This window comes from Pseudomonas sp. YuFO8, assembly GCF_035065025.1.
Lineage (GTDB): Bacteria > Pseudomonadota > Gammaproteobacteria > Pseudomonadales > Pseudomonadaceae > Aquipseudomonas > Aquipseudomonas putida_AE.
Genome location: NZ_JAXDEQ010000021.1, coordinates 18,412 through 43,449, shown reverse-complemented (window position 1 = coordinate 43,449; position 25,038 = coordinate 18,412). Strand labels below are relative to the sequence as shown.

Below are 25,038 nucleotides of genomic sequence, written 5' to 3'. Positions count from 1 at the left end.
GACCTTCAGCGTCGCTCGATTTGGGGTACTTTGTGTAATGCAACGATGTCGTTCATCGGGTCGCCCTCGAAGGGAAAGTACGTGCGGACCATCGGGTCGTGCCCCGGGATCACGTGATCCAGCGAGTCTGCCAGGGAGATTATCTTTTGATATCCATCTAGCATGTCGCCTACGTGAAAGACTACAGGGAACGGAGACTCTTCGATCATATTGTCGTAGTAGTGGCTCGCGTCCGACGCCAGGACTACCCAACCGCGCGACGTATGCACCCGCACGGCCTGCAGTCCTTGGGTATGGCCTCCAATGTGAATCAGCTCAACGCCGGGAGCTAGTGTTGTGCTCCCCTGATGAAAAATGACACGCTGCTGGTATACGCCGCGAACGATGTTGATCACATCATTCACGTTAAAGGGGTGGCGTAGGGGGGAGTAGCGCATGTAACGGCCGGTTGCGTAGTGTAGCTCCGACTCTTGGAGATGGAACCGGGCGTTCGGTAGTAAATCCACGTTGCCGGCATGGTCGTAATGCATGTGGGTAAGAATGACTTCCCGTATGTCTTCGGGAGATAGACCAAGTAGCTGTAATGCTTGGATTGGGCAGCGAAGTAGCGTTCGCCCGCGAGCATCTGCAGCAGCTTGATTGAAGCCGGTGTCTACCAAGAAATTTTCGGATTTTCCTCGAATCAGCCACACGAAATAGTCCATGGGCATCGGACCATCGTGCGGATCGGGCGCTATAAAATTGTCGCGGCGCGAGCGCTCGAGTTGTGCATAACGCACGGCAAAGACTTCGTATTCAGGCAGTGGGAGCATCATTTTGACCTCGACTGCGAACTGGATGTTTTGCTCCGCGTTTCGGCGATTAACTTTTGCGTTTCGCGGGCGCCAGCTCTAGCCGGATAATGGTTATGGTTGTCGTCGCGAGCACTTGGTGGAAGTGCTCGCTGAGTTCTGCTCATCTGGGGAGCAGAAAGTCCCGTCAGGCCGTTGATGACTTCGGCGGGAGTACTGTCTGTCAGGAATTTTGCGCTTCCCAAGCGGCAATCGCTTCGCTGGCTACGCGAAAGGCAGCCAGCGCCAGAGGGACGCCACAATAGATTGCGGCTTGCATCAACACCGCACGTATTTCTTCCTTGGTCACACCATTGGTCAAGGCGCCTTTGACGTGAACGGAGAGTTCGTGGTGCTGGCTCATTGCGGTCAGCGCTGAAAGGTTTACGATGCTTCGAGTCTTAAATGACAACGTGTCATCGCCCCATACTTCGCCCCAGCAATATTTGGTCACCAGTTCTTGCATCGGCTTGTTGAAGTCATCGGCGTTGGCCCAGGATTTTTCAACATGTGCTGCACCAAGTACCGCTTTACGATTGGCAAAGCCTTTCTCAAAAATTTCGTTGCTCATAGTCATCTCTCCGTATTGTTAGACTTCAGAAACCAAAGGCACTTCTATCCCGGCCCATTGCTCAAGCACACAAACCATTCGGGTAAAATCGGCACTATCGCCGTAGGCGGCGCGAGTCATATTGAGCATTTGGCGAACAGCACTGCCAACCGGCATTGGAATGCCCATCGCTTCAGCTTCATCCAGGCACAAACGTGTGTCTTTCAGTGAGAGGGCAGTACTGAAACCGAAGTCGAAGGTGCGCGGCAGCACTGCTCGAGGAAGCTTGTCGACGGTGGCGCTATTACGACCGCTGCCGGCATTGAAAACGTCCAGCATCACTTTGGGAGCTAACCCAGCCTTAACGCCCATCACCAGCGCTTCTGACGAAACGGCAAGAGCAGTGACCGAAACCAAGTTGTTGACCAGTTTCATCGTTTGCCCCAACCCTGCGCCTTCTCCGCAGTAAATCGCTTTACCGAGGATACGAAGTGAATGGGCGATCTCATCGAATGCTGTGCTGGGACCTGAGACCATTAAGGCCAATGTGCCCTTCGCCGCGCCGGCAGCGCCGCCGCTGACGGGGCAATCTAGCGCGACGATTTTTTGTTCTGCAAGTTGACTGGCTACCAACTTGGCCACCCGAGGGCCAGTGGTTGACAAGTCAATATAGATGCGTACTTTGCCGCCCTCGATAACACCCTTTTCACCCAATGCGACTTTCTGAACGATTTCGGGCGTTGGCAGGCTCACGAATACGATCTCGGCCTTACTTGCCACATCCGCCGCCGATTCTGCGCGGTGTGCTCCGAGTGCGGTCAAGCGATTTACCGCGTCGCTGTTCAGGTCAAACACCGTCAATGTCAACCCTGCTTGAACAAGGCGCGTGGCCATGGGCTCACCCATAGTGCCGAGTCCGATGAATCCTATGTTCATAGTGAATGCTCTCTTTTCCAGTGTTGAAGCAACTATCCAGGGAATGACTCGCCTGTGTTTTTCCGATCCCGGATTGCCACACAGGAACGGCCATAGAGATAAATGAGGTTATGGCCAGGGAATACGGTCGGGCGATGGGGTAGAGCCGGGCTGCTTCGTCGCGAGTCGCATTGCGCTTTGCAGCAACGTTCTACTGATCATGATTTCGTCGTCAGAGACTTCATGACTTCGCCCTGGATATACCTTCAGTTCGGCCTGTGCGCCCATGGCATTGAAGACTTCCAACGTCTGTCTGGTGCGGTCTAGGGGGACCCAGGGATCTTGATCTCCATTGCTCAGGAAAATGGGCATTCCTTTAAGGCGGCCGGTTCTTTCCCACTGAGTACCCTCAGGTCCGATCAGCCCGCCGGTGTACGCCACCAAAGCGGCGAACGGCAGCTTTTTCCTGAAGACGTACTCGCAAGCGAGACATGCTCCTTGCGAGAAGCCCACGATAGCGATGTGTTCGTTTGGAATACCGCGTTCGTTGAGATCGATCAGCAACTGGTCGAGTCGCTCCAAGGCGAAGTCCAGACGCGGTTGGTTATTCGCCACGGGTTCCATGAACTGGTTGGGGTACCAAGAGTTATCCGCGGCATCCAGCGCGATACATGGCATTCCCGCAAGGTTCAGTCGGCTGGAGACAGCCAGCATGTCGCTTGATGACTGTGTTCGACCGTGGATGAGTACCGCGACCAAGCCCACGGTCTCGGGCGCTGGGCCGGAGCTTTGGACTGGTATTCCCAAGTGTGGGTTTGTGCTCATGTCTCCCACCTTGATCAATACTTCAGAGGTTCGAGGTAAGCGATGATTTCTTGAGCCCTGGCACCCAATTGCGGAGGGATTTGAATGGATTTACCGAGCGACTCGAAGGGCTCGTCAACGGTGAATCCGGTTGGCTTCGAGACAGTTGCCTCGAACAATGCACCACTGGGCGTGCGTACATAAACGGAGTCAAAGTAACCACGATCTTTGCGGTCTGAGACATCGGTATAACCGAGGCCTTCCAGGTGCAGCTTGACGTTACGTTGAACATCTAGGTCAGCCACTTCGAACGCGCAATGGTGCACAGTGCCTTCTCCGTAGGCCCATGAACCTTGAGGTAGGTTTGGTTCAAGTTGATAATCGATGACCGCACCGCTGCCACCGTTGCCTACTTCGTATCGTGTGAATAGTCCGTCCGTATTGGTCTTGGTCCCATTCCATCCGTAGTGCATGAATTCAGAAGAGTTCTCAAGGTCACGCACAGATACCGTGATGCCGTGAGTTCCACGAATGCCGAACCCTGAAGGCACAACACCATTTGAATAGGGCTTGCGATCATCATCCGCAATACCTACCAGCTCGTAACAAATTCCACATGGGTGGGCGAAGTGAAGAAGCTTCTCGCCGAAACGTTCTTGGTACTCAGGTTTAAAACCGTGGCTTTCCAGATGCTTTGCCCAAAACACCAGTGATGACACCGGAACAGAGAGCGCGAGGGTCTTAATTTGTCCACTGCCTGGGCGTCCCATCCGACCAGATTGGCGCATCGGAAAGCAGGTCACCAGAGTGCTCTCTTCCCCGATATCGTTTCCGTAGTAGAAGTGGTAGATCGGATCGTTGCCGTCGTATAGGCCGGTTTTCTTTACACTCTTCAGGCCCAGCACTTTGGTATGAAAGTCGTAGTCATCCTGAGCACTACCCACGTTCAGGGTGATGTGGTGATGGCGCAGGATATGTGGGTTCAGCTCCATGTCGTCTCCTTTGTCGTTCTTAACGAGCGAGTGAGTTATCGAGTTCTGGGTTATGGGCGATTGCCTGCCCAGGCATTGGCTAGCAATTCGCCAATTGCTTTCGGCTCAATGGCGCGTGGATTCCAATAAGGTGACGCGCACGCAATATCGGTCGCTTTTGCAAGGTCCGCTTCCTTCAACCCAAGCTCGGCAAGGCTGGTGGGAACCCCAAGGCTTTTGGCTAAATCGAACAACCCACGAGGTGCGTTATCGACACCAAGTGCTGCTGCAATTCGAGCCATAGCCGCGGGCGCGGCGTCGAGGTTGTAAGCGGCCGCATGAGGCAGTACCGCAGTGTGGGTTTGGGCATGTGGGAGGTTGAAGGTACCGCCCAGCGTATGGCACAACTTGTGATGAATGGACATTCCGACCGCACCAAGGCATACACCGCACGCCCAAGCGCCATACAGAGCATCAGAACGAGCCTCTCGGTCTTCCGGGTTCTTGATGATGCGCGGCAGCGCACGAGCGATCGCTGCAATGCCCTGTTCTGCGAGCATTGAAATTAGCGGATTGGCGTCTTTCGCATAAAGCGCTTCCACAGCATGGGCGATTGCGTTGAGCCCACTGGTGACGGACATTTCAGCCGGTAACCCGAGGGTTAAATCAACGTCATACACGATGACTTCAGGCAGGACTTTCAGGGTCTTCTGAGTGGTTTTTATGCCGTTTTCAGTTTGACCAATAATCGGCGTGGCTTCTGAGCCTGCGTAGGTCGTTGGAATTACGATCTGCGGTACATCGGTGTTCAGCGCAATGGCTTTTGCAAGTCCAATTGTGGACCCGCCACCCAGAGCTACGACGCAATCCGCCTCAGCCTCTCGAAAAAATTGCAGGGCATGGAACGTGACATCAGTAGGTGTGTGCATTGTCGCATTTGTATAAACACCAACAGCGAGATCACCTAGTTGCGCGGCCAAGCGCTGAGCTTGCGTTTGTTGCTGAGGAGTACTGAGCACCAAGGCACGAGAACATCCTAGGCCCCGGATCTCATCACCAACCTGACTCAAGGTGCCTGATCCAAAAATCACTCGCCCGGGCAGGGCATTAAAAACAAATGGTTGCATCCATCTCTCCGCAGAAAAGGTACCAGCCTCAGATTTCGAGGTGTTACACGTCGATGCTGGGCGTACCGGAGGATGGAGATGACGGGGCGACACCCAGTCAAACTGTCGTCAGTCTGAGGACATTGCCTAACTGATGGGCAGCCTGCACTCCGGTCCGTGTCCAGTGTTTCTTTTAACGTGACTGGAGGTTCATGCAGCAGGGCAACGCAATCACCTATCAAAAGATAGTGTGGCAAGCAGTGAGTTATCGGAGGGCTGTATGACCCAAGATGTCGAGTATGCTTTGCGGATTTTCGGAACCGCGAAGAGGGCGAATTCGCGTTCTAAATTCAGCATATGGGAGTCCGCGGATCGAAGGCTTATTCACGCGTGAAAAGCTGGAGGTGTGCAGCGGACTATTTTGACTCTTGCGTTATTCCTCCTCACTGTCGATTATTTTTAGATGCTTTTTGGTGCAGCCATACGCATTCCAGAGGGCTCGGTAAAGGCCATCCCGGAAAGGCAGGTTGTCCAGGTTGCGAAGTCAGATGATACGCTGGCTAGGAATATCAATCGTTTGAGCAGACGTCAGATGGGGTCTGCACTTGCTACGACCTAAGGAGGCCGAGTTGAAAGATCGTAAAGATGCCACGGTGGTTTCGCCCATTCGAGAGGCGCAGGCGAAAATGACTAGGGATCGAATCGTAGAGGCGGCCTTTCAGGCATTCTCAGTCAAAGGATATCAGGCGACATCAGCTACAGAGATCGCTTCTGCTGCCGGAGCTAGCAGAGCTACCTTCTATCTGCATTTTGCTACGAAGGCGGAAATCATTGTTGATGTGATCGAGCGAAACCAAACTGAGCTGTTCCAGCGCTATACGCTCTTTGCCAGAGAATGCTGCGACACGGAGAGGGACATCTGCGTTTGGCTGATGGGGATCATCGAGCGTTGGAAGGGTGAAAGTCTTCACTACCAGGCCATGGAGCAGGCCGTTGCCACTGAGCCCAAGGTTGCGCAGCGTTGGATCGATAGCATCAGTGAAGCCGCAACTCAATTCACACGCGAACTGAATCCGGCGTCCAATGCGGAGCATTTCAAGGACAACCATCTCGCAGTCTTGGCTTTGATGATTCAGTTCGAAAGGGTGATGTTCTTTACGGTTGTCGGCAATCTGCTCGACGTAGAGCCCTTCTGTCGCGTCCTTGCTGCCCAATGGTGGGCCGTCCTTTCCCGCATCCGCAGCTAATTCTTCTCTCGCATACATAGTCTGGAGACACCGTTTGTCACCGGGCAAAAAAATTTGCCGAAAATAGACACCTGTCTACTCAGTTGTCTATTGACAAGTCGCATTGGCTGAAAGAACATGAATTCAATCCCAAAACAACTCCAATCAGAGGATTAATCATGTTTCAAAGGAACGCGTGGTACGTTGCCTGTACCCCTGATGAGTTGGCCGAGAAACCACTTGGCAGGCAAATCTGTGGCACGAAAATGGTGTTCTTCCGTGGCGCTGATGACCTTGTATGTGCCTTGGAAGATTTTTGCCCACATCGCGGAGCTCCGCTCTCACTGGGGTATGTCGAAAACGGCAATCTGGTCTGCGGTTATCACGGCCTCGCTATGGGCTGCGATGGCCATACCGCGTCCATGCCAGGGCAGCGGGTCGGCGGTTTTCCCTGCATTCAAAAATTCGCTGCGGTTGAACGATACGGGTTCATTTGGGTTTGGCCAGGTGATCAGTCGTTGGCGAACGCCGACGAGATTCACCATCTTGAATGGGCGCAAAACCCAGAGTGGGCTTACGGTGGTGGTCTATATCACATCGCCTGCGACTATAAACTCATGATCGATAACCTCATGGATTTAACCCATGAGACCTATGTTCACGCTTCCAGCATCGGACAGAAAGAGATTGATGAGGTCCCTTGCAAGACGTCCGTAAATGGCAATGAGGTTGTGACCGAGCGGCACATGCACAGCATCATCGCCCCGCCATTTTGGAAGATGGCGCTTCGGGGTAATGACCTGAATGAAGACTCCTTAGTCGATCGTTGGCAGATCTGCCGATTTACCCCTCCGAGTCATGTGCTCATCGAAGTTGGTGTTGCCCTGGAAGGAAAAGGTGGGGTACATGCGCTACCTGAACACAAAGCCTCTTCCATAGTGGTGGATTTTATCACTCCGGAAACTGAGACATCTATTTGGTACTTCTGGGGCATGGCTCGTAATTTCAAACCAGGCGATCATGTACTGACAGATACAATCCGAGAAGGTCAGGGGAAAATTTTCGCGGAAGATCTAGATATGCTCGAACAGCAGCAGAAAAATCTGTTGCTATATCCGGATCGGGTACTTCTTAAGCTAAACATTGACTCAGGCGGCGTTCAATCGCGGCGAGTCATTGACCGCCTTCTTGCCGAAGAGCTAAGTAAATTTAAGTAAAACCCATTAACGACGTTGTGTTCGTATTGCCTACTGCCTGTGGGCGGGTATCACTTTTTATAATTGCAGGAGATCTGGCCGTGATAAGTGTCAGGATTGCCGACCGCAAGTGCGAAGCCCATAATATTCTTAGTTTTGAACTGGTGTCTGCAACTGGAGAGGCACTACCGCCTTTCAGCGCAGGCTCTCATATCGATATCCATCTTCCCAATGGATTGATTCGGCAATACTCGTTGTACAATAGTTCACAAGCTGAGCACAGCTACAAGATTGCCGTCCTGCTGGCCCCCGAGGGACGCGGAGGCTCTTCAGCGATGCACCAATTGCAAGTTGGTCAAGAATTTAATATTAGTCAGCCTCGAAACTTGTTTCCTTTAAGTCATGAAGCGAAGAAGACGCTGTTGTTCGCTGGTGGCATAGGTATCACTCCGATCCTTAGCATGGCTGAGAGGCTGTCACAGATAGGTGCTGATTTCGAATTACATTATTACAGTCGCTCTTGGGAGCATGCTGCATTCGCGGAAAAACTCAAAAGCTGCTCTTTCGCCCATCGGGTCAACCTTTATTTTGACTCCGAACCTGATACCAAGCCTGACTTGGCATCCATGCTTGCAAACCGAACCCCCGATGAACACCTTTTCGTCTGCGGTCCGACTGGTTTTATGAACTTCGTCTTGGACTCCGCACGCAATGTAGGATGGGGAGAGAACCAGCTGCATCGCGAATATTTTGCAAATGAGGCTGGTGATGCTGATTCAAATCAATCCTTTGAAATAACTATTGCCAGTACCCAACAGGTTTTGAAGGTACCTGCGGAGCGCAGCATCTTGCAGGTGCTTATGGAAAACGAAATTGAAATCCCATACTCCTGTGAACAGGGTGTATGTGGGACTTGTCTTGTGCGGGTGCTGGAAGGTACGCCGGATCATCGTGACCTTTATCTTTCGGCAAGCGAGAGAAGTGCGAACGATCAGATTTTGACTTGTTGTTCTCGGGCACATGGGAAAAAGCTCGTGCTGGATATTTGATCGAACCAAAACCTTTTTTGTGCTGCAACCAGCAGAGTTAGATTCTTGCGAGTGTAAATAACTTTCTTTCCGATGATGATCGATTTGCGATATTCAGGCCTACGCGCACCTGCGCTATTAAAATAACTATAGAGGTTTATATGAAACTTGAAGGAAAAGTCGCTTTTGTTACTGGTGCCGCATCTGGTATTGGCGCTGCAACGGTTGAGCTTTTTGTGGCAGAAGGTGCTACTGTCATTGCCGCTGATCTGTCCATGGCAAAATTAACCGACAAGTTTCACAATCCACGGATCGAGTGCGTGGAGTTGGATGTGAGTAACAGCCAACTGGTTAATGCGGTGTTTTCTGGCGTCAATGAAAAACATGGCAAGCTCGACATTCTAATTAACGCTGCTGGCATCAATGCCCCGACGAAAGAAGCTAATGATAAGTTAGTGAGGGCAAATGTCAGTGCCTTTGAAGCGGCCGCACGAGGTGAGCGATTTCTCCCTGCATTTCTCGAAGATACGAGCGATGAAGAGTTCGCTAAAGTCCTGGCTGTCAACCTTGCCGGTACTTTTTATTGCCTGAGGGCAGCCGCGCCACTCCTGAAAAAAGCCGGCGGCGGGTCTGTAGTAAATATTTCGAGCGTGGCAGCTCTGGTCGGCGTCCCCATGCCTCTGTATTACCCGGCTTCAAAGGCCGCTGTCCTTGGCATGACCCGTTCAGCTGCCGGCGAGTTGGCTCCTCACAACATTCGAGTCAATGCCGTAGCCCCAGGGGCCGTCGATACCCCGCTGCTGAGCTCACAGCCTCCAGAAATCATGGAGAAAATCATCGCAATGCAGCCTATCCCAAGAGCAGCACATCCATCTGAAATCGCTCAGACGCTGCTGTTCCTCGCAAGTGAGGATGGAGCGTATTACACGGGGCAAACACTCTGCCCGTCCGGCGGCATTTACATGTAATCAAACTCTTGGGTAGGAATAGTCACATGCCAAACAATAATAAATTTTTTGACCCTGCTGCTTTGCAACGTCTGGACGATGTAATCAAGAAAGATATCGACTCAGGGCTGTACGACGGAGCCAATATTATCCTGGCACGTCATGGTCAGATTGGCTACGAAGCCTCAATCGGCTGGGCCGATAAAGAGAACAACCGACGTGCCGCGCCGGATGATATCTATCGGGTGTTTTCTCTCACCAAGGCGTTTACCAATGTCATGGTGCTTCAGGCCGTGGATAGGGGAATCTTGTCCCTAACCACTAAGGTCGTCGACTTGATCCCCGAGTTCTATGGTCGGGATCGCTTCCGGAGCGGGCGCAAAGATAAAATCAATCTGGGGCATCTGCTCACTCATCGTGCTGGCTTAGTTCCGACGCCTTGCCCACTTCCCTACGACCAACTGGGCGATATGAGTGCCGTGGTTGATGCAATTTGTCAGCTGGATGTGACAGGCGAACCAGGTGTGACACTCAATTATTCGCCAACGCTCAACCATGTACTGATGGCCGAAATGGTTCGGCGCGCTAGTGGCGTAGATCGGTTCAAAGATCTACTGCAGAAAAACCTTTTCGATTCTCTGGGAATGTCCAGTAGCGCTTTGGGAGCTCCTGACGCGTGGACCGATCGGTACGTCCCGATTAAAGCTAAGTTTCCTGATGGTGGATGGCTCTCAGTGGCAGATATCGAGGTGATGAACGACATCATCAATAGCCAAGCTGAGATGCCTTGGGTTGGAGCGGTGTCAACAGCCAGAGACGTATTCAAGTTTGCTGAAATGCTGCGCTCCGCAGGCAAAGGAGCTAAGGGCACGACCATCAGCTCTGCGATGATGGATGTTGCGACAACCAACCAGACTGGCGACCAGCCTAGTGACTTGTATAAAGCGCTAGCCGAGGCACGCGGCTGGCAAGTTCCTCCTGCAAATTTCGGCCTGGGCTTTGCGCTTTCGGGATCAGGTCTCTATCCGTCGTACTTTGGTCCTGCTACGAGCCCCCGCACCTTCGGAAATTACGGTGCTGGCTCCACGCTTTTCTGGGTTGATCCTGCGCGGGACGTTACGTTCGTTTGTCTTACCGCTGGGATTATGGAAGAAAGCGAAAACCTTATGAGATTTCAGCGGCTTTCAACATTGGCGATTGCAGCAGCCATCTGATTTCTCACACCAGATTTCCTAGTAAGGCAGGAATACCACTATGAGTCGTTGCCCTTTTAATCACTCCGCCCCGGCAGAGTTCGATCTTTTTAGCAATTTCTATCTGAATGATCCAGCAGCAGTGTTCGAGAGCGCCAGGGAAAATGCTCCAGTATTTTGGTATGAACCCATTGGTGCATGGATCATTACTCGCCGCACGGACGTTGATGCTGCTCTGATGGATTGGGAGCTGTGGTCATGCAAGTCTAACGGAGCATTCATTGAGATCCCGGCGGACTACTCCGAAATTGTCAGCCCCGAGCTGATGAGCGAGATAATGATCGGCATGGATCCGCCTAAGCACACAGGTGCTCGAAAGGTAGCTCAGAAAGGCTTTCTCAAGCCCAATATTGCCAAACTTGCTCCTGAAATCGAGGCGCGAGCCAACAGGATTCTCGACAAGCTGGCACCCGCAGGCTCAGCAGAGTTCATGGAAAGCTATTGCCTTGAGTTGACGACTCAAACGCTCATGGCTCTTCTGGCACTCCCACCAGCAGATGAAGGTTTCATCCGTCAACTGCGTGACGATCATTTCCGCGTTCTGGCTAGTGGTCGCGAACCTATCCCAGAGCCGGAATTCTCAACCGTTTGGCAGCGGTACGCAGCGGCACAGCTTCACCTACGTAAGTTGGTCGAGGAACGTAGGGAAAGTCAGGAGGGCGATATCATTTCCATTATGGCTAGCGCACGAGAGCCTGATGGGTCGTATTCGCTATCAAAAGAGCGAATCTCAATGCATTTGACCGAGTTTGCTGCTGCGGGCACAGATACAACCGCCCAAGCGATGGCCAACGGCATACTTTTTTTGTCTCAACATCCCGAACAACTAGCGGACGCACTAAATGATCCAACTCTGTGGCCGAAGGTGTTTGAGGAGACGGTTCGGCGACGACCTTCAGCTCCGTTTACATCGCGTGTCGCGACTAGGGACACCGAGGTAGCAGGGGTACAAATTAAACAAGGGGACTTCGTTTGGCTTGCGCTGGTCAGCGCCAACACCGACCCCTCCGGCGTGGCCGACCCAATGTCATTCAATATCCATCGCGAGGTGCTGGATGAGCAGAGTCATTACGCATTCACCAAAGGACGCCATACATGCCTGGGCGCTCCCCTTGGTCGTCTGCAGGGTACTATTGGCTTGCGCGTAGCCTTCGAGCGACTGAAATCACTTTGTGCTACGCCTGACCAGGCTCCTGATTTCTTGCCTCTGGCTCTGCTGCCAATTCGTCGTTCTTTCCAAGTTCAATGGAACCCGTAGTGGCCTACTTATAACTAGCGAAAAGATTGTACGCGTAGGATCCGGACCCCACAGTCATAAACTTGGAGTCCGGCATCCTACACCGCTTTAATAGTACGTATACCTACAAAAATAATAGCCTGGAGTAACGTATGAAATGTATCGAGCGTGCTTGTAGTATCATCGTGACAGCAGCGATATTCACGCTTCCATTCAATTTGAATGCTGCGGAGTCCATCTCCCCCGCCGGTCCAATTGGGGGGACTGATATCAGGTCAGCATTGCTTCCTCCACCGGGAAACTACGTGGCAGCTGTCACGGGCGGGATCAACGTAGAAAAGTGGTACACTACCAACGGTGACTCAATATCTGCTGATGGACATGTGTATTTCGCCGGCGCCGGATTGTTGCATGTATATGATCAACCCATTCTATCAGGCACTATAGCCTCAACTCTCTATCTTGGGGCCCAGCGCACCTGTTTCGGTATATCATCGGTATCTTGCGCATCCGGAATTCAAGATATTTACTCTGATGTTTTCGCCTGGAGCAAATTTAATCCGTCGGAGCAGTTCTCTCCAAATTCTCCTGTACCCTATGGAACAGCATATTGGGTTGGACTTGGCTTAAATATTCCAACTGGTAATTACAAAAAGGATCGCTCACCAAATATCGGGTCAAATTTTTATACCATTTCGCCCAACGTAGGGGTTACACATACAGTTCCTAGTATATTTCCTAAGGCGCTTGGTGAGGCTACTGAACTGAGTGCGAGGCTGTTTTTCAACTATTATACTGAAAATCGTGATACTGATTATCATTCTGGTTATGTAGTGAGTTTGGACTTTGCAGGTACCCAGCGGAGTGGTCCATGGCAATATGGGATAACTGGTACTACTTATAAGCAGCTAAACGACGACACATTGAACGGCGCTCAGTTAGCAAATGGAGGAAGTCGTGCCGCCTCATTCAGTATTGGCCCATTGTTGGCTTATGATTTCAGTATCGACGGAAAGCCATATAATTTGATGGCTAAATTCCTTACCACAACTTGGGGTGAAAATACCACGGGTGTGAGTGGGCTTACGCTGCGCCTTGCAACTAAATTTTAGTCTGGTTATCAATCCTAAGTAGCTTGGGTGAGACGAACCTTGCGTATTTACTATCAAAACTAAAATGACGCGGAATTTTTCCTGTTTAAGAAGGTTTTAAGCGTACGTGTGCTGTGAGAAAGTTTCTTGGGTTATACCCAAGATGTGAATTCTTGCGCCTCTTCGATTTCGTTCCTAGGCATTGCGGCGACCAGCGCGCACACGCACGGTCTCAAAAATCTTCACTCCAGAAAGTCGGCTGCTCCCCATTTTCTGCCGAATCTAGGCAGCCGATTTGCAGTGACTTCTAATGTACCGGATGGAGGTATCAGTCTCCGGCGTAATGAAGTCAACGAAGATGGTCCCCGCTTTATGGGCGGGATTAGCGTCATATCCACCCTCACCAGCGTGTGCAACGCCCACTTTGATTAGGACATGGCTAGGAGGAAAAACCTACAAATCTGCCAGCGATCCACCGGTACATCGTCAGCAGGACCATTTCCTCTTAACGCTGCCTGCCAGAAGAGAGGGGCCATCCCTCAATCCATAGATCGACTGGTAATCACCGCTTCACCTAAAACGCGAGTGTTTACAGGTGCCTCGTCAATTTCCTTTTGGCCAATGCTTGAGGCATGGACATACGTCTCATGGGTCAGATCCATGAGGTTACCGATCATCAGGCGGTAGTCGCAGGCAATGTGATACAGGCCGCCTCCAGATGCCCACTCAGGGTTATTAGCCCATTCAGGATGGTGAATGGGGCAGGGGTCGACTTTTTCCAGTATTAACGCGCACAGCAAGCGCATAGTTGGATCCATGTGTCCGAGTTTCCTACAGCCGATCTGATAGGCGTCTCACGGACGCCTGTCCGAATGGTATTCAGGGTTTTAGAGCAGGAGGTCTGCTTGTTCGCGAGATGGCTGAAGAGCAAATAGCCGTGTTTGGCAAGCCAAGATAGTCAGGTAATCGGCTTGCGGACATGGTTACGCGTTTTAAAAACTAATGACTTCATTTTATTTTCTAATGACCACCGAAGGTTGGTAGGCAGTAATTTCAATAGGCTGTGTAAACCAAAAGTTTCTAGTGATTACTATGGAAACCTTCAGCGGTATCGAATGCTTTGTGCGTAGCGCCGGGTACCGCACCACAAAATCACAAGGTAGCTGGTGCTCCCGATCCAGGCGCTGACCCAGTAGCCTCAGGCTGAGTTGAAACTCAGTTATTCGTCACCTACGGCGCCGGCGTAGGTAAATAAACCATTATCTAGCGTCGGTTGGCGTTTGGCGGTTGGATAAGTTCAGGTGGACCAGCGACAGCGACAGTGTGCCGACGCAGAATCGCCCCGACTCCCCCGCAGTGGCTGCCATGATTTGTGGCAGGCTGAAGATCACTGTCAATCATCGAGCCTTCTACCAGAGACATCCGTAGGCTCAGGGATCTCGACCTTGCAATTGCTCCAAGGGTAGGGGAGGAGCCAGTCGACGGAACAGCCGATGGCGGGCCTTTCAGATGCCATGGGAGAACCTCACAAAACGAGATTTGCTGCACTCACGAATGAGCGAGGAAACTGGCTCTAATTTCTGCGTAAGCACGCAAATCCTTTTTTGATTTAGATCAGAAAACGGGCGAACACCGAATTTATCCATGGGCTATATCCGAGGACTGACTGAAGCCAACATGCTGATCGTGGCCTGTTGCCAAGGTATTCACGCCGAGCGGCACCTGTGCCATATGGCTCATTTGAGCCTGGTGTATCGCTGATTTCTCAACGAAGTACTGCACTCCTTAACTGATGCATGACTGCTCAAGGACGAAGCTCTGCATTCAGAAGCACGATTCTTCCTGGCTCCATTACGACTTCAGATCAAAGCTCGAAGGTACGCTCAAAAGCTGGGCGATTCCAAAAGGGCCTTGCCTCGATCCGACAGTTAAACGGCTATCCGTTCACGTCGAGGACCATCCCCTGGAGTAGTCGACGTTGAGGGGACCATTTCGGAGGGGCACCACGGAGAGGTAATCGTATCCGTGGCCTGCAGTGCCATCAACTCAGCGGCTTTCGACCAGCGCGGCGAACTAAGTGAACCTTCTCACACCTATTCGAGGTCTCAAGACAACAGCAGGTCGATGTTGTCTGCACTTTGGGGAGGGCACCATGGAAAAGCAACTCGAACAATACAACAGTATGCGTAACTTCGAAGAGAGCCCCGAACCTGCTGGCGTCGCAAAATCTGCGAAAGGCAAACGTAAGGGAAAAGCACACGCCTTGCAGTTCTGCATCCAGAAGCACGATGCTTCGCGCCTGCATTACGACTTCCGCTTGGAGTTAGATGGTGCGCTCAAGAGCTGGGCGGTACCCAAAGGTCCGTCGCTGGACCCCAAGGTCAAGCGCCTGGCGGTGCATGTCGAAGACCATCCGCTGGATTACGCCACCTTTGAAGGTAGCATCCCCGAAGGCCATTACGGTGCCGGCGATGTCATCGTCTGGGACCGTGGCGTGTGGATTCCCCAGGACGACCCGGTCGAGGCCTATGCCAAAGGCCGGCTCAAGTTCGAACTGCAAGGTGAGAAGCTCGCCGGCCTGTGGAACCTGGTTCGCACGCACATGCCGGGCAAGCAGGAGCAATGGTTTCTAATCAAGCATCAGGACGGTGCCGCTCGGACTGAAGACGTTTACAACGTGGTTGCCGCCGAGCCCGACAGCGTGCTCAGCGAACGGACTATCGTCGCCAAAGCGCCCAAAGCGCCCAAAGCGCCCAAAGCGCCCAAAGCACCCAGGACAGCCAAAGCCAAGGCCATCAAGCAGCTCGCAGCGCCAGCACGCAAAGAACAGTCCGCGCCACTCACCGGCGCGCGCAAGGCTGAGTTGCCAGACCAGATCAAACCGGAACTGGCGACCCTGGTGGAAAAGGCCCCGGGCGGTCAATGGAGCTTTGAGTGCAAATTCGATGGTTTTCGGATGCTCGCTAGGATAGAAAATGGAAAGGTTCGACTCTTTACACGAAACGGACATGACTGGACCCACAAGTTGCCCAGCCAGGCCAAGGCGCTGGTGTCCCTGGGCCTGGAATCGGCCTGGCTTGACGGTGAAATTGTGGTGGCCGACGAGCAGGGCGTGCCGGACTTCCAGGCCCTGCAAAACGCCTTCGAGGCCGGCCGCAGCGGCAATATTCTCTACTACCTGTTCGATATGCCCTACCTCAATGGCGTGGACCTGCGCGAGGTACCCGTCGAGGAACGCCGGGCTGCGCTCTCGACGGTGCTCAAGGCCGACAAAAACCCTCTGCTGCGCTTCTCCGAGGCCTTCAGCGAAGACCCGGAGGCCTTGCTCAACAGCGCCTGCCAAATGCAGATGGAAGGCCTGATCGGCAAACGGCTCGGTTCGCCCTATGTCTCTCGGCGCAGCAGTGACTGGATCAAACTCAAGTGCAAGCATCGACAGGAATTCGTCATCGTCGGCTTCACCGACCCTAAAGGCTCACGCAATGCCTTCGGTGCGTTGCTTCTGGGGCTGCATGACCGCGACAGCGGTGAATTGCGCTACGCCGGCAAGGTCGGCACCGGGTTTACCGAGGCGACCCTCAACAGCATTCATCAACGACTCAAACCCCTGAAGACGAAGAAACCCGCGGTGGTCAACCCGCCGAGCGGTGCCGAGTTCAAGGCCGTGCACTGGCTCAAACCCAGCCTGCTGGCGGAAGTGGCCTTTGCCGAGATGACCAAGGACGGTTCGGTGCGCCATGCGGTGTTTCATGGCCTGCGTGACGACAAGCCCGCCAAAGACATCACTGAGGAGCGTCCGACTGCCGTGAAAACTGCCCCCGCGAAAAAAACTGCCGCCGCCAAGCAGTCGGCTGCGAAGAAGAAAGCCGAACCCGCGCCGTCTCAAATTGGCCTTGACCAAGGCAAGGTGCGCATCACCCACCCGGACCGGGTCATCGACGCCAGCAGTGGTGCAACCAAAGTGCAACTGGCGCAGTATTACGCTAGCGTCGCCGAGTGGATTCTGCCGCAGCTCAAGGACCGCCCCGTAGCGCTGGTGCGCGCGCCGGATGGCATCGCAGGCGAGCTGTTTTTCCAGAAAAACGCCGAGCGCCTGGCGATCCCCGGCATCACCACCCTCGACCAGGAACTCACGGGCCAGCCGATGATGGTGATCAACAACGCCGAAGCCTTGATCGGCGCCGTGCAGATGAGCACTGTCGAGCTGCACACCTGGAACGCCACCTCGGACCACCTCGACAAACCCGACCGCTTCGTCCTCGACCTCGACCCGGACCCTGCGCTGCCGTGGAAACGCATGGTCGAGGCCACCCAGTTGACCCTGACGGTGCTCGATGAGCTGGGGCTCAAGGCGTTCCTCAAGACCAGCGGCGGCAAGGGCATTCACTTGGTGGTGCCGCTGACCCGAAAGCTCGGCTGGGACGAGGTCAAGGAGTTCAGCCATGCCATTGTCAGCCACATGGCCAAGATGCTGCCGGAGCGTTTTTCCGCGGTGTCAGGGCCGAAGAACCGGGTAGGGCGGATCTTCATCGATTACCTGCGCAACGGCTTGGGCGCGACCACCATTTGTGCCTACGCCGTGCGTACCCGCGAAGGGATGCCGGTGTCGATGCCGATATTTCGTGAAGAGGTGGAGGAGCTCAAGGGCGGCAACCAATGGAACATTCACAACGCGCATGAACGCCTGGCCGAAGTGGGCGATGAGCCTTGGGCGGACCTGAAGAAAACCCGGCAGACGATTACTGCGGAGATGCGCCGGCGGGTCGGAATGAAAAAAAACTGATACCCCTGTACACCCCTGTAGGAGCTGCCGCAGGCTGCGATCTTTTGATCTTGATCTTAAAAATCAAAATCAAAATCAAAATCAAAAGATCGCAGCCTGCGGCAGCTCCTACAAAGGCCGCGGGTTATTTATTGATGAACGCCTGGAAGTCGCTACCCAACTTGTCGATCGCCGTCTTGAAATCCTGGGCGGTGATTTTCTGTTTGTCATTTTCCAGCGTGGTGCCAAAGACCTTGCGCACGACCCGGCCTACGGACTGATTGTTCTTGGCGTCGATGAACTCGGCCTCGATATACAATTCAGTGTTTTCATCGCGGATACCGGTCGCTGCGGACACACCGCCCACGACCGCTGCGATAGGCACCACTTCATACCAGTGCATGCCTTCGGGAGAGGCACTGACCCCGGTGATCGCTGCACGCATGACCAGGGTCTTCGAACCGGCCGGCGCGGCGGCCGGGCTGGAAACGACCCGGTACTTCTGCCCCAGCGTGGTCTTGGCCTTGTTGGTCATGTAGTTCTGGATTTCGCTTAGCGTCTGCTGGTTGACCCGCTCATTGGGTTTGGGCGCCGGGTACATTTCCAGACGGGTGAAGGCCACGGTGTCATAGGCATTCGGGTTGAATGACGGGCTCACCCAACGCATCGCTGTACCGCCGCTGGGCGTCTCGACTTCCTGCAGGTTGTTGTAGGTGGACAGGTAGCCGGAGTACTGCTCCTTCTCGGTGACTTTCGACGTACAACCGCCGAGCATGAGCCCGGCCAGGGCAGTGCCGACAAGCAATTTGCGGGTCAGGTTCATAGTGCTGTTTACTCCTTGGTTAAAATCGTTCTTTTTTTTAACTATCAGAAACGCCAGGTCATGTTGCCGGTCAGGGCCGAAATCCAGGCAGTGTCGAACTGACCGGAAACTCGATTGCCCGACGTGGATTTGGTCTGGTCTACCGGCATATCCCCAAGATAGACCATGGCCCAACTGACGTTGACGTCGGTGTCCTTGTTCACAGCATAGGTGGCTCCTGTGGCAATGCGCCAGGATTCGGCCATTGGCACGGTCAACGTGCGGTCGCTGTCCGAAACGGGACTGCTGTCGTATGCCACGCCGACGTTCCACAGCAGTTGCGGCGTGGCCTGGTACTGCGCGCCGAGCGCCAGTTGCCAGGTGTCCTTGTAGTTGGCATCGATTGTAGTCGAGCGCGCATCGATGGACGTGGTGTCGACCTGCACGCCGACCTCGCCGAACTCCGACCAGTCCTGCCAGTTGACCGAGGCGAGCAGGGCCCACTGCCGATCCAGTTGCTGGAAAAGGCTCAGGGTCACGGTTTGTGGCACCGTCAGATCGAGCTGGGTGTTCAGGCCATTGAGCCTGTCCAATGCCGGGCCATTGCCTTTGATGTCCAGCCCGTCTTCGAAGTCCAGATCGACCTTGCTGGTGTAGGTCAGGCCAATTCGCGTGCCGGTTTGCGGGGCGTAGATCACCCCCACGTTCGCGCCAAAACCCCAATCCTCGTCCTTGTACTTGAACTGGCCGTCGCCACGGTCGGTGAAGCCGAATGGCGAGCGGTCGATGGCGGTCTGTGCCTGCAGCATGCCGTACATGGCCTTGACGCCGACGCCTACCGACCATTGCTCGTTGAAGCGGTAAGCCACGCTCGGCACCAGAGACAGACCGCCGAGGCTGGCGTTCTGCGAGAAGTAGCGCCCGGACCAATCGTTGTCGTAATTGACCGCCAGGCCAAAGTCGGCGTACTGGCCAAAGCCGATGCTCCAGTGGTCGTCCAGTTCATGGGTGATGAAGAAGCTGCCGCCGGGAATCGGATCGAGGGCGTTACCACTGCCACTGCCCGGGACATTGGTGTCGCCGTCGCGATTGAACTCCAAGTTACCGTAGAGCACCTGCAAGCCACCGGTGATTTGCGTGCCCGGCAGATAGCTCATGCCCGCCGGATTGCTGGCGATCGTCGAGGGACCCTGGGCTCGGGCAGCGGCACCGGCGTTGGCCAGGCCTGCGTTATCGGTGCCGATTTCGTAAAGCATGATGCCGCCGGCGTAGGCCTGCTGGCAGCACAGTGCTAACAGGGTGACGGCGGGCAGGGCGGATGTTTTTACCTGCATGGGATCACCTGCGCAAATGACCATGATGTACTGGCGTTAATCCCCTGGAAGAAGTCCCGTGACGGCCCCAGGATTTTGGATCACTCGCGAAAGAGCGTAGGTATTTATGCTGAAAAATCCAGTCATTGGGTAAGTTAAACCGCCAGCTCCAGCCTCCCCGAGTCAAGGCGGCGAGATTGCCTCGCCGCCTCGATGCCATTACCTGTCGGCAGTGGCTGCCAGTAGAGGCGCCACCTGTTCGTCGGTCAGTGCCGCCTGGACCTTCATGGTCATCAGGTCGCTCCATTGCAGTACCCACTGCTGGATCGGTACCGCGTCGTTGGCCTCTGCAATGCCAAAACCGGCCGCGCCGCCGACGGCGTGCCAGCGCCCGAGCATCTTGACGCCGTCCGGTGGCGCGCCGCCGGTCTTGAGAAAGCGCTCGATCGTACTGTTGCGATTGGCCGTACTGATTTTCCAGCTGACGATGAATAACATCTGCCACCTCCTTCCAGGGATTGGCACCTGTGTGTCTGCGCGCACCGGGTTGGCGCCGGGACCACGGTCACGTTTGCCTTGCCAGGGTCATCCTGCCTGGCCTGAAACGCTTGCTCCCTTGAGAAGGCATAGCAGCGCCGCGCACTTCACGTACGACCGTCGATCTTGTTCGGGGTGTCAGGTATCGCGCAACAGGTCGTTGGCGTTGAGCAGGTCGTAGGCGATTTCCGGGCGTTTTTCCATGGCGCGACGAATCGCGGCAGGGATCGAGGCGCGGGTCTTGCGGCACAGCCCCGGCAGTTCACCGACCTGGATGCCGATGCCGCGCATGGTCCGCACTTCGTTGAAGCTGGGCACGATGTCCACGCGGATACCCAACTGCTCGAACATCCGCCGTTGCAGGTGCTCGAGGTCCTGGAGGCTTTGCAGGTTTTCCAGGCGGTCGACCAGGCGTTTTTCTTCGGTGCGGGTCAAAAACAGGATGCGCAGGTCCGCGCCGGGTGTTTCCAGCAGCGGGTCACGCCCGCAGTCGCAGGCACCGGGCGGGCAGGGTTGGCGGATCGGAGCGGAGGTGGTCATGGGGTTCAATCATAGAGCGCTGTGATTGAATTTGCCCATAGGCATTTGGACCGACGTAGATCCAGATGTGGAATGAGACCCCCTGTGGGAGCTAGCCTGCTGGCGATGGTGGGTCATCCACATTGATGTCGACTGACACTCCATCGCTAGCAGGCTAGCTCCCACATTGGCTTGTCTACTTCAGTACCAGCATCCGATAAACCCCGGCCTCGGCTTCGATCCCGTGGGTGTCATGGGTGAATCCCGGGAAGGATTTGTCGAAGGCTTCCAGCGCCTTGAGATAGGCCAGCAACGGACCGTCGGCAGCCCCGGCGTTCTCACCCGGCATCAGCAACGGAATACCTGGTGGATACGGCACGATACCGGTGGCGGCGATGCGCCCGGCGGCCTGTTCCAGGGTGACCAGTTCGATCTCGTTGCGCACCAGTTTCTCGTAGGCCTCCACCGGGCTGAACACCGCTTGCGGCAACGTGCCGAATGCCTGGGACATGGCCGAGGTGGTCTTGTGTTGCTTCATGGCGGCAAAGATTTCGTCAGCCAGGTCCTTGAGGCCCATGCCGGCGTAGCGGGTCTGGTTACCGGCCAGCAGATCCGGCAGGCACAGCTCCAGTTCGACGTTGTCGTCATAGTCGCGCTTGAAGTCCAGCAGCGCGTTGACCAGGGTGCCCCACTTGCCCTTGGTGATGCCGATGGAGAACAGGAACAGGATGGTGAAGTCGGTGGTTTTCTCGACGACGATGCCCTGGCGCCCCAGGTACGCGGTCAGCACGCACGCCGGGATGCCGGTCGGGAGTAGATTGCCGTCATCACCCATGCCGGGGCTGAGCACCGAGACCTTGATCGGGTCCAGCATGCAGTAGCCTTCCTCGATGTCACCGAAACCGTGCCACACCTCGTTGGGGTGAAGTACCCAGCAGTTCGGCTCGGTTTTGAGCAACACAGGATCGACTTCGTGGAACGGCACGGTGGCATTGCCCACCTGCACGGTCGGCGGCTGCCAGCAGGTGAAGAACCAGTCGTCCTTACTCCGCATCTCGTGGTGCATGCGCGAGATGACCTGGCGGAAGGACACAGCCTCCTCGATGGATTCGCTGGTGAGGATCTGCCCGCTGGGCGCTTCCATCATCGCCGAGCTGACGTCGCAGGAGGCCATGATCGCGTAGTTCGGCGAAGTCGAGGCGTGCATCATGTACGACTCGTTGAAACGCCCGTGTTCGATCGGATTACGGCCGTTGCGCACGTGAATCATCGAGGCCTGGGACAGGGCCGCCAGCAACTTGTGGGTCGACTGGGTGGCGAACACGGTCGGCTTCGACGCATCGTGATCGTCCGGGCTGCCGTGCATGGCGTGGCGGTCGCGGTACAGCGGGTTGAAACGCGCGTAGCCGTACCAGGCTTCGTCGAAATGCAGGCGGTCGACGCTCTGGCCCAGCAGCTCTTCGACGCGGGTGACGTTGTAGGTCAGGCCGTCGTAGGTGGAGTTGGTGATGATCGCGTGGACCGGCGTCGGGTCGATGCCGTCCTTGACCATCGGGTTGTTGGCAATGGCCGCTTTCACGCCTTCGGCGCTCAGGGTTTGCGGGAGGATCGGGCCGATGATGCCGTAGCGGTTGCGCGTCGGCACCAGGTAGGTCGGCAGCGCCCCCGACAGGGTCATCGCGTGCTCGGCGGACTTGTGGCAGTTACGGTCGCACAGGGCGATCTGGTTGCGCGTGACGCTGGCCATGAGGATCACGCGGTTGGACATCGACGAGCCGTTGGTGACGTAGTAGGTGCGATGGGCGCCGAACACCTTGGCCGCGTAGCGCTCGCCCTGGCCAATGGGGCCACTGTGATCGAGCAGCGAACCCAGTTCACCGACCGAGATCGACAGGTCGGAACGCAGCAGGTTTTCCCCGAAGAACTCGTAGAACGCCCGGCCCGCAGTGCTTTTGAGAAACGCCGTGCCACCGGCGTGACCGGGGGTGTGCCAGGAATATTCGTAGGACCTGGCAAACTTCACCAGCGCCCCGAACATCGGCGGCAGGGCGGCCTGGCGATAGCGCTCGATGGCCGCCATGATACGTCCGCTGAGGAAGCGGCTGGTGTCTTCGGGCAGCCAGATGAAGTCGTCGGCGTGTTGCATGACCAATAAAGGAATGCTCGACGCGGTGGTCCGGTCGCTGATCAGGAACACCGGCACGCGGGTGTTGCGTTCGCGCAGTTTGACCAGCAACTTGATGCAGTCTTCGTGATCTTTGCTGGTGTCCATTTCCCAACTGATCAGCACGCATTGCACGGCCGGGTCCGAACGCAGGATCGACGCCGCATCGCTGAGGCTTTCCGAGGCCAGTACGCTGACGCCACGACCCTCTACGTCGCTGACCAACTGATCCAGGGCGCGGCCAAACACCGTGCGCTTGTCCGCCGGGTCGCTGACCAATAGCGCGAGCATCCCGAGTGAATGTTTATAGTCCGTCATGCGTTAACCTCCAGAGTGGCTTTATTCAGGCTGTTCACCGGCACCGGTTTGCCAGTGAGGTGCTGCGCGCTGACAGTTTGCGTCGGCACGCTGTTGTTGAGCGCTTCGAGGCGAATCAGGCGGTTGTTGACGAAGCCGAAGAGCGTGTAGCCGAAGATGGTCGCCACGCCGCCGAGCATCAGCGCCTGCTCGCCCGAACTGTAGAGCGCCAGGTAGCTGTAGGCCGCGGCCACCCAGGCAATGATGTTGGTGGCCAGCGCCTTGCCGGCCGGTACGTTGGACACCTTCTGCATGGTCATCAGCGCGGCCATGGAGAGGATGTAGGGCACCAGGTTGGTGACCACCGCGAGGTTGACCAGGGTGTCGAACTGTTTACTGAGGTCCGGGCTGATGGTGAGGAAACCCAGCGCCGTTTGCGCGGCCAGCAGCACCAGCATGCCGACGATCGGGGTTCCGGCCTTGTTGGACTTGGCGAAGATCGACAGGAAGTAACCGGTGTCCGCCGAGCTTTTGTAGACCTGGGCAATGGTGAACTGCCAGCCCAGCAGCGAGCCGATGCAGGCCAGCACCATCGCGGCCATCACGATGTCGCCCACCAGGGGGGTGAACATCTTGGCGAAGACCAGGCCGAACGGAGCGGTAGAGGCGGCCAGTTCCGGGTTGTCGACGATGCCGGCGATGACATTGGTGGACACGATGTAGATCACCGCCGCGCCGAGGGTGCCGCCGAGAACCGCGATCGGTACGTTCTTTTCGGGGTTCTCCACCGCATCGGTGTTGGCGCACGCCGATTCCAGGCCGAGGAAGGCCCACAAGGTGATCGCTACCGAGGCCCCCGCGGCGTCGAGCCAGCCCATGTTGTGCGGGTTCCAGCCAGCGGCGTAAACGCTGCTGTCGAACCAGAACCAGCCCACGGTGGACACCAGCACCACCGGCGCAATCACGCCCCAGACGGTGACTGCGCCAATCCGGCCGGTAATCCGCGCACCGCCAAAATTGGCGAACGTGGTGATCCACAACAGCGCAATGGTCGCCAGGCCCACTTGCAGCGAATCCAGTTGAATGTGGAACAGCTCCTGGATATAGCCGACCGCGGTAATGCTGATCGCCACGTTGGCAATCAACAGCGAGAGGCCATAGGTGTAGTTGGTGATGTAGTTACCGGCCTTGCCGAAGGTGTACTCGGCGTATCCGCCCATGCCCCCCGTTTTTCGGCTGAGCATCCCGCATCGTGCAAAGGCATAGGCCAATGCCAGTGAACCGGTGGCAGTGATCAGCCAGGAAAGTATCGAAATTCCCCCGACTTCCGCGAGTTTAGAGGGAAGTAGAATGATCCCTGAGCCCAACATGTTGACTGCAGTCAACATCGTCAGTTGCCCCACACTCATTTTCTTTGCGACTGACATTCCGTTGCCTCTTTAGTTGGCGGAGAGAGCTTAGCTATAGCAAAGTTTTGAAATGTCGCAAGA

General features: G+C 55.3%; 20 protein-coding genes and 2 pseudogenes. 9 read left to right on the top strand and 13 right to left on the bottom strand.

Annotated elements, in window-relative coordinates:
* Positions 1-5: 5 nt before the first annotated feature.
* The 6 genes from SOP95_RS19105 to SOP95_RS19080 all read right to left on the bottom strand — a co-directional run bounded on the left by SOP95_RS19105 (position 6) and on the right by SOP95_RS19080 (position 5,197).
* Positions 6-815, bottom strand: a complete 810-nt coding sequence (locus SOP95_RS19105; RefSeq protein ID WP_201343608.1) for an N-acyl homoserine lactonase family protein — start codon at positions 813-815, stop codon at positions 6-8.
* A gap of 199 nt (positions 816-1,014) precedes the next feature.
* Entirely contained in the window at positions 1,015-1,401 is a 387-nt protein-coding gene (locus tag SOP95_RS19100) for a carboxymuconolactone decarboxylase family protein (RefSeq protein WP_046816998.1), read from the bottom strand.
* 18 nt (positions 1,402-1,419) lie between these two features.
* Entirely contained in the window at positions 1,420-2,316 is an 897-nt protein-coding gene (locus tag SOP95_RS19095; protein WP_323607937.1) for an NAD(P)-dependent oxidoreductase, read from the bottom strand.
* 108 nt (positions 2,317-2,424) lie between these two features.
* The gene (locus SOP95_RS19090; RefSeq protein ID WP_323607936.1) at positions 2,425-3,120 is read right to left on the bottom strand and encodes an alpha/beta hydrolase; all 696 of its coding nucleotides are present in this window, start codon (positions 3,118-3,120) and stop codon (positions 2,425-2,427) included.
* Positions 3,121-3,134: 14 nt separating this feature from the next.
* Positions 3,135-4,091, bottom strand: coding sequence for a VOC family protein (locus tag SOP95_RS19085; RefSeq protein ID WP_046817001.1), 957 nt, complete (start codon positions 4,089-4,091; stop codon positions 3,135-3,137).
* Between the two features lie 50 nt (positions 4,092-4,141).
* Entirely contained in the window at positions 4,142-5,197 is a 1,056-nt protein-coding gene (locus tag SOP95_RS19080; RefSeq protein ID WP_323607935.1) for a maleylacetate reductase, read from the bottom strand.
* Positions 5,198-5,805: 608 nt separating this feature from the next.
* Here SOP95_RS19080 and SOP95_RS19075 point away from each other — a divergent pair.
* The 7 genes from SOP95_RS19075 to SOP95_RS19045 all read left to right on the top strand — a co-directional run bounded on the left by SOP95_RS19075 (position 5,806) and on the right by SOP95_RS19045 (position 13,175).
* Complete coding sequence (locus SOP95_RS19075; RefSeq protein WP_046817003.1) at positions 5,806-6,423, top strand: TetR/AcrR family transcriptional regulator; 618 nt, start codon at positions 5,806-5,808, stop codon at positions 6,421-6,423.
* 158 nt (positions 6,424-6,581) lie between these two features.
* Positions 6,582-7,619: an aromatic ring-hydroxylating dioxygenase subunit alpha gene (locus SOP95_RS19070; protein ID WP_323607996.1), complete on the top strand. Its 1,038-nt coding sequence runs from the start codon at positions 6,582-6,584 to the stop codon at positions 7,617-7,619.
* Positions 7,620-7,699: 80 nt separating this feature from the next.
* Positions 7,700-8,647 carry a PDR/VanB family oxidoreductase gene (locus SOP95_RS19065; RefSeq protein WP_046817005.1) on the top strand — a complete coding sequence of 316 codons (948 nt, stop codon included), beginning with the start codon at positions 7,700-7,702 and terminating at the stop codon, positions 8,645-8,647.
* A gap of 140 nt (positions 8,648-8,787) precedes the next feature.
* Positions 8,788-9,594, top strand: a complete 807-nt coding sequence (locus SOP95_RS19060; RefSeq protein ID WP_323607933.1) for an SDR family NAD(P)-dependent oxidoreductase — start codon at positions 8,788-8,790, stop codon at positions 9,592-9,594.
* A gap of 26 nt (positions 9,595-9,620) precedes the next feature.
* Positions 9,621-10,787, top strand: a complete 1,167-nt coding sequence (locus SOP95_RS19055; protein WP_323607932.1) for a serine hydrolase domain-containing protein — start codon at positions 9,621-9,623, stop codon at positions 10,785-10,787.
* Positions 10,788-10,827: 40 nt separating this feature from the next.
* Entirely contained in the window at positions 10,828-12,084 is a 1,257-nt protein-coding gene (locus tag SOP95_RS19050) for a cytochrome P450 (RefSeq protein WP_323607931.1), read from the top strand.
* A 131-nt stretch (positions 12,085-12,215) separates the two neighbouring features.
* Entirely contained in the window at positions 12,216-13,175 is a 960-nt protein-coding gene (locus SOP95_RS19045) for a SphA family protein (RefSeq protein WP_323607929.1), read from the top strand.
* Between the two features lie 291 nt (positions 13,176-13,466).
* Here SOP95_RS19045 and SOP95_RS19040 read toward each other — a convergent pair.
* Positions 13,467-13,930: pseudogene (locus SOP95_RS19040) on the bottom strand (RHO alpha subunit C-terminal catalytic domain-containing protein); the annotation flags it as partial.
* A 1,037-nt stretch (positions 13,931-14,967) separates the two neighbouring features.
* On the opposite strand from SOP95_RS19040, the pseudogene SOP95_RS32195 reads away from it, so the two are divergent.
* Together SOP95_RS32195 and ligD are read left to right on the top strand one after the other, a co-directional pair.
* Positions 14,968-15,176: pseudogene (locus tag SOP95_RS32195) on the top strand (DNA polymerase ligase N-terminal domain-containing protein); the annotation flags it as partial.
* Between the two features lie 130 nt (positions 15,177-15,306).
* Positions 15,307-17,937 carry a DNA ligase D gene (ligD, locus tag SOP95_RS19035; protein ID WP_323607927.1) on the top strand — a complete coding sequence of 877 codons (2,631 nt, stop codon included), beginning with the start codon at positions 15,307-15,309 and terminating at the stop codon, positions 17,935-17,937.
* 124 nt (positions 17,938-18,061) lie between these two features.
* On the opposite strand, the gene SOP95_RS19030 is transcribed toward ligD, so the two are convergent.
* The 6 genes from SOP95_RS19030 to potE all read right to left on the bottom strand — a co-directional run bounded on the left by SOP95_RS19030 (position 18,062) and on the right by potE (position 24,975).
* The gene (locus SOP95_RS19030) at positions 18,062-18,739 is read right to left on the bottom strand and encodes a DUF3313 domain-containing protein (protein ID WP_274076921.1); all 678 of its coding nucleotides are present in this window, start codon (positions 18,737-18,739) and stop codon (positions 18,062-18,064) included.
* Positions 18,740-18,783: 44 nt separating this feature from the next.
* The gene (locus SOP95_RS19025) at positions 18,784-20,052 is read right to left on the bottom strand and encodes an OmpP1/FadL family transporter (protein WP_323607926.1); all 1,269 of its coding nucleotides are present in this window, start codon (positions 20,050-20,052) and stop codon (positions 18,784-18,786) included.
* 198 nt (positions 20,053-20,250) lie between these two features.
* Positions 20,251-20,529, bottom strand: a complete 279-nt coding sequence (locus SOP95_RS19020; RefSeq protein WP_323607925.1) for a DUF3303 domain-containing protein — start codon at positions 20,527-20,529, stop codon at positions 20,251-20,253.
* A gap of 177 nt (positions 20,530-20,706) precedes the next feature.
* Complete coding sequence (locus SOP95_RS19015; protein ID WP_274076924.1) at positions 20,707-21,108, bottom strand: hypothetical protein; 402 nt, start codon at positions 21,106-21,108, stop codon at positions 20,707-20,709.
* A gap of 175 nt (positions 21,109-21,283) precedes the next feature.
* On the bottom strand, positions 21,284-23,569 hold the full coding sequence (locus tag SOP95_RS19010; protein ID WP_323607924.1) for an Orn/Lys/Arg decarboxylase N-terminal domain-containing protein: 2,286 nt from the start codon (positions 23,567-23,569) through the stop codon (positions 21,284-21,286).
* On the bottom strand, positions 23,566-24,975 hold the full coding sequence (potE, locus tag SOP95_RS19005; RefSeq protein ID WP_274076926.1) for a putrescine-ornithine antiporter: 1,410 nt from the start codon (positions 24,973-24,975) through the stop codon (positions 23,566-23,568). The genes SOP95_RS19010 and potE overlap by 4 nt, the downstream gene beginning before the upstream one ends.
* Between the last annotated feature and the right edge of the window lie 63 nt (positions 24,976-25,038).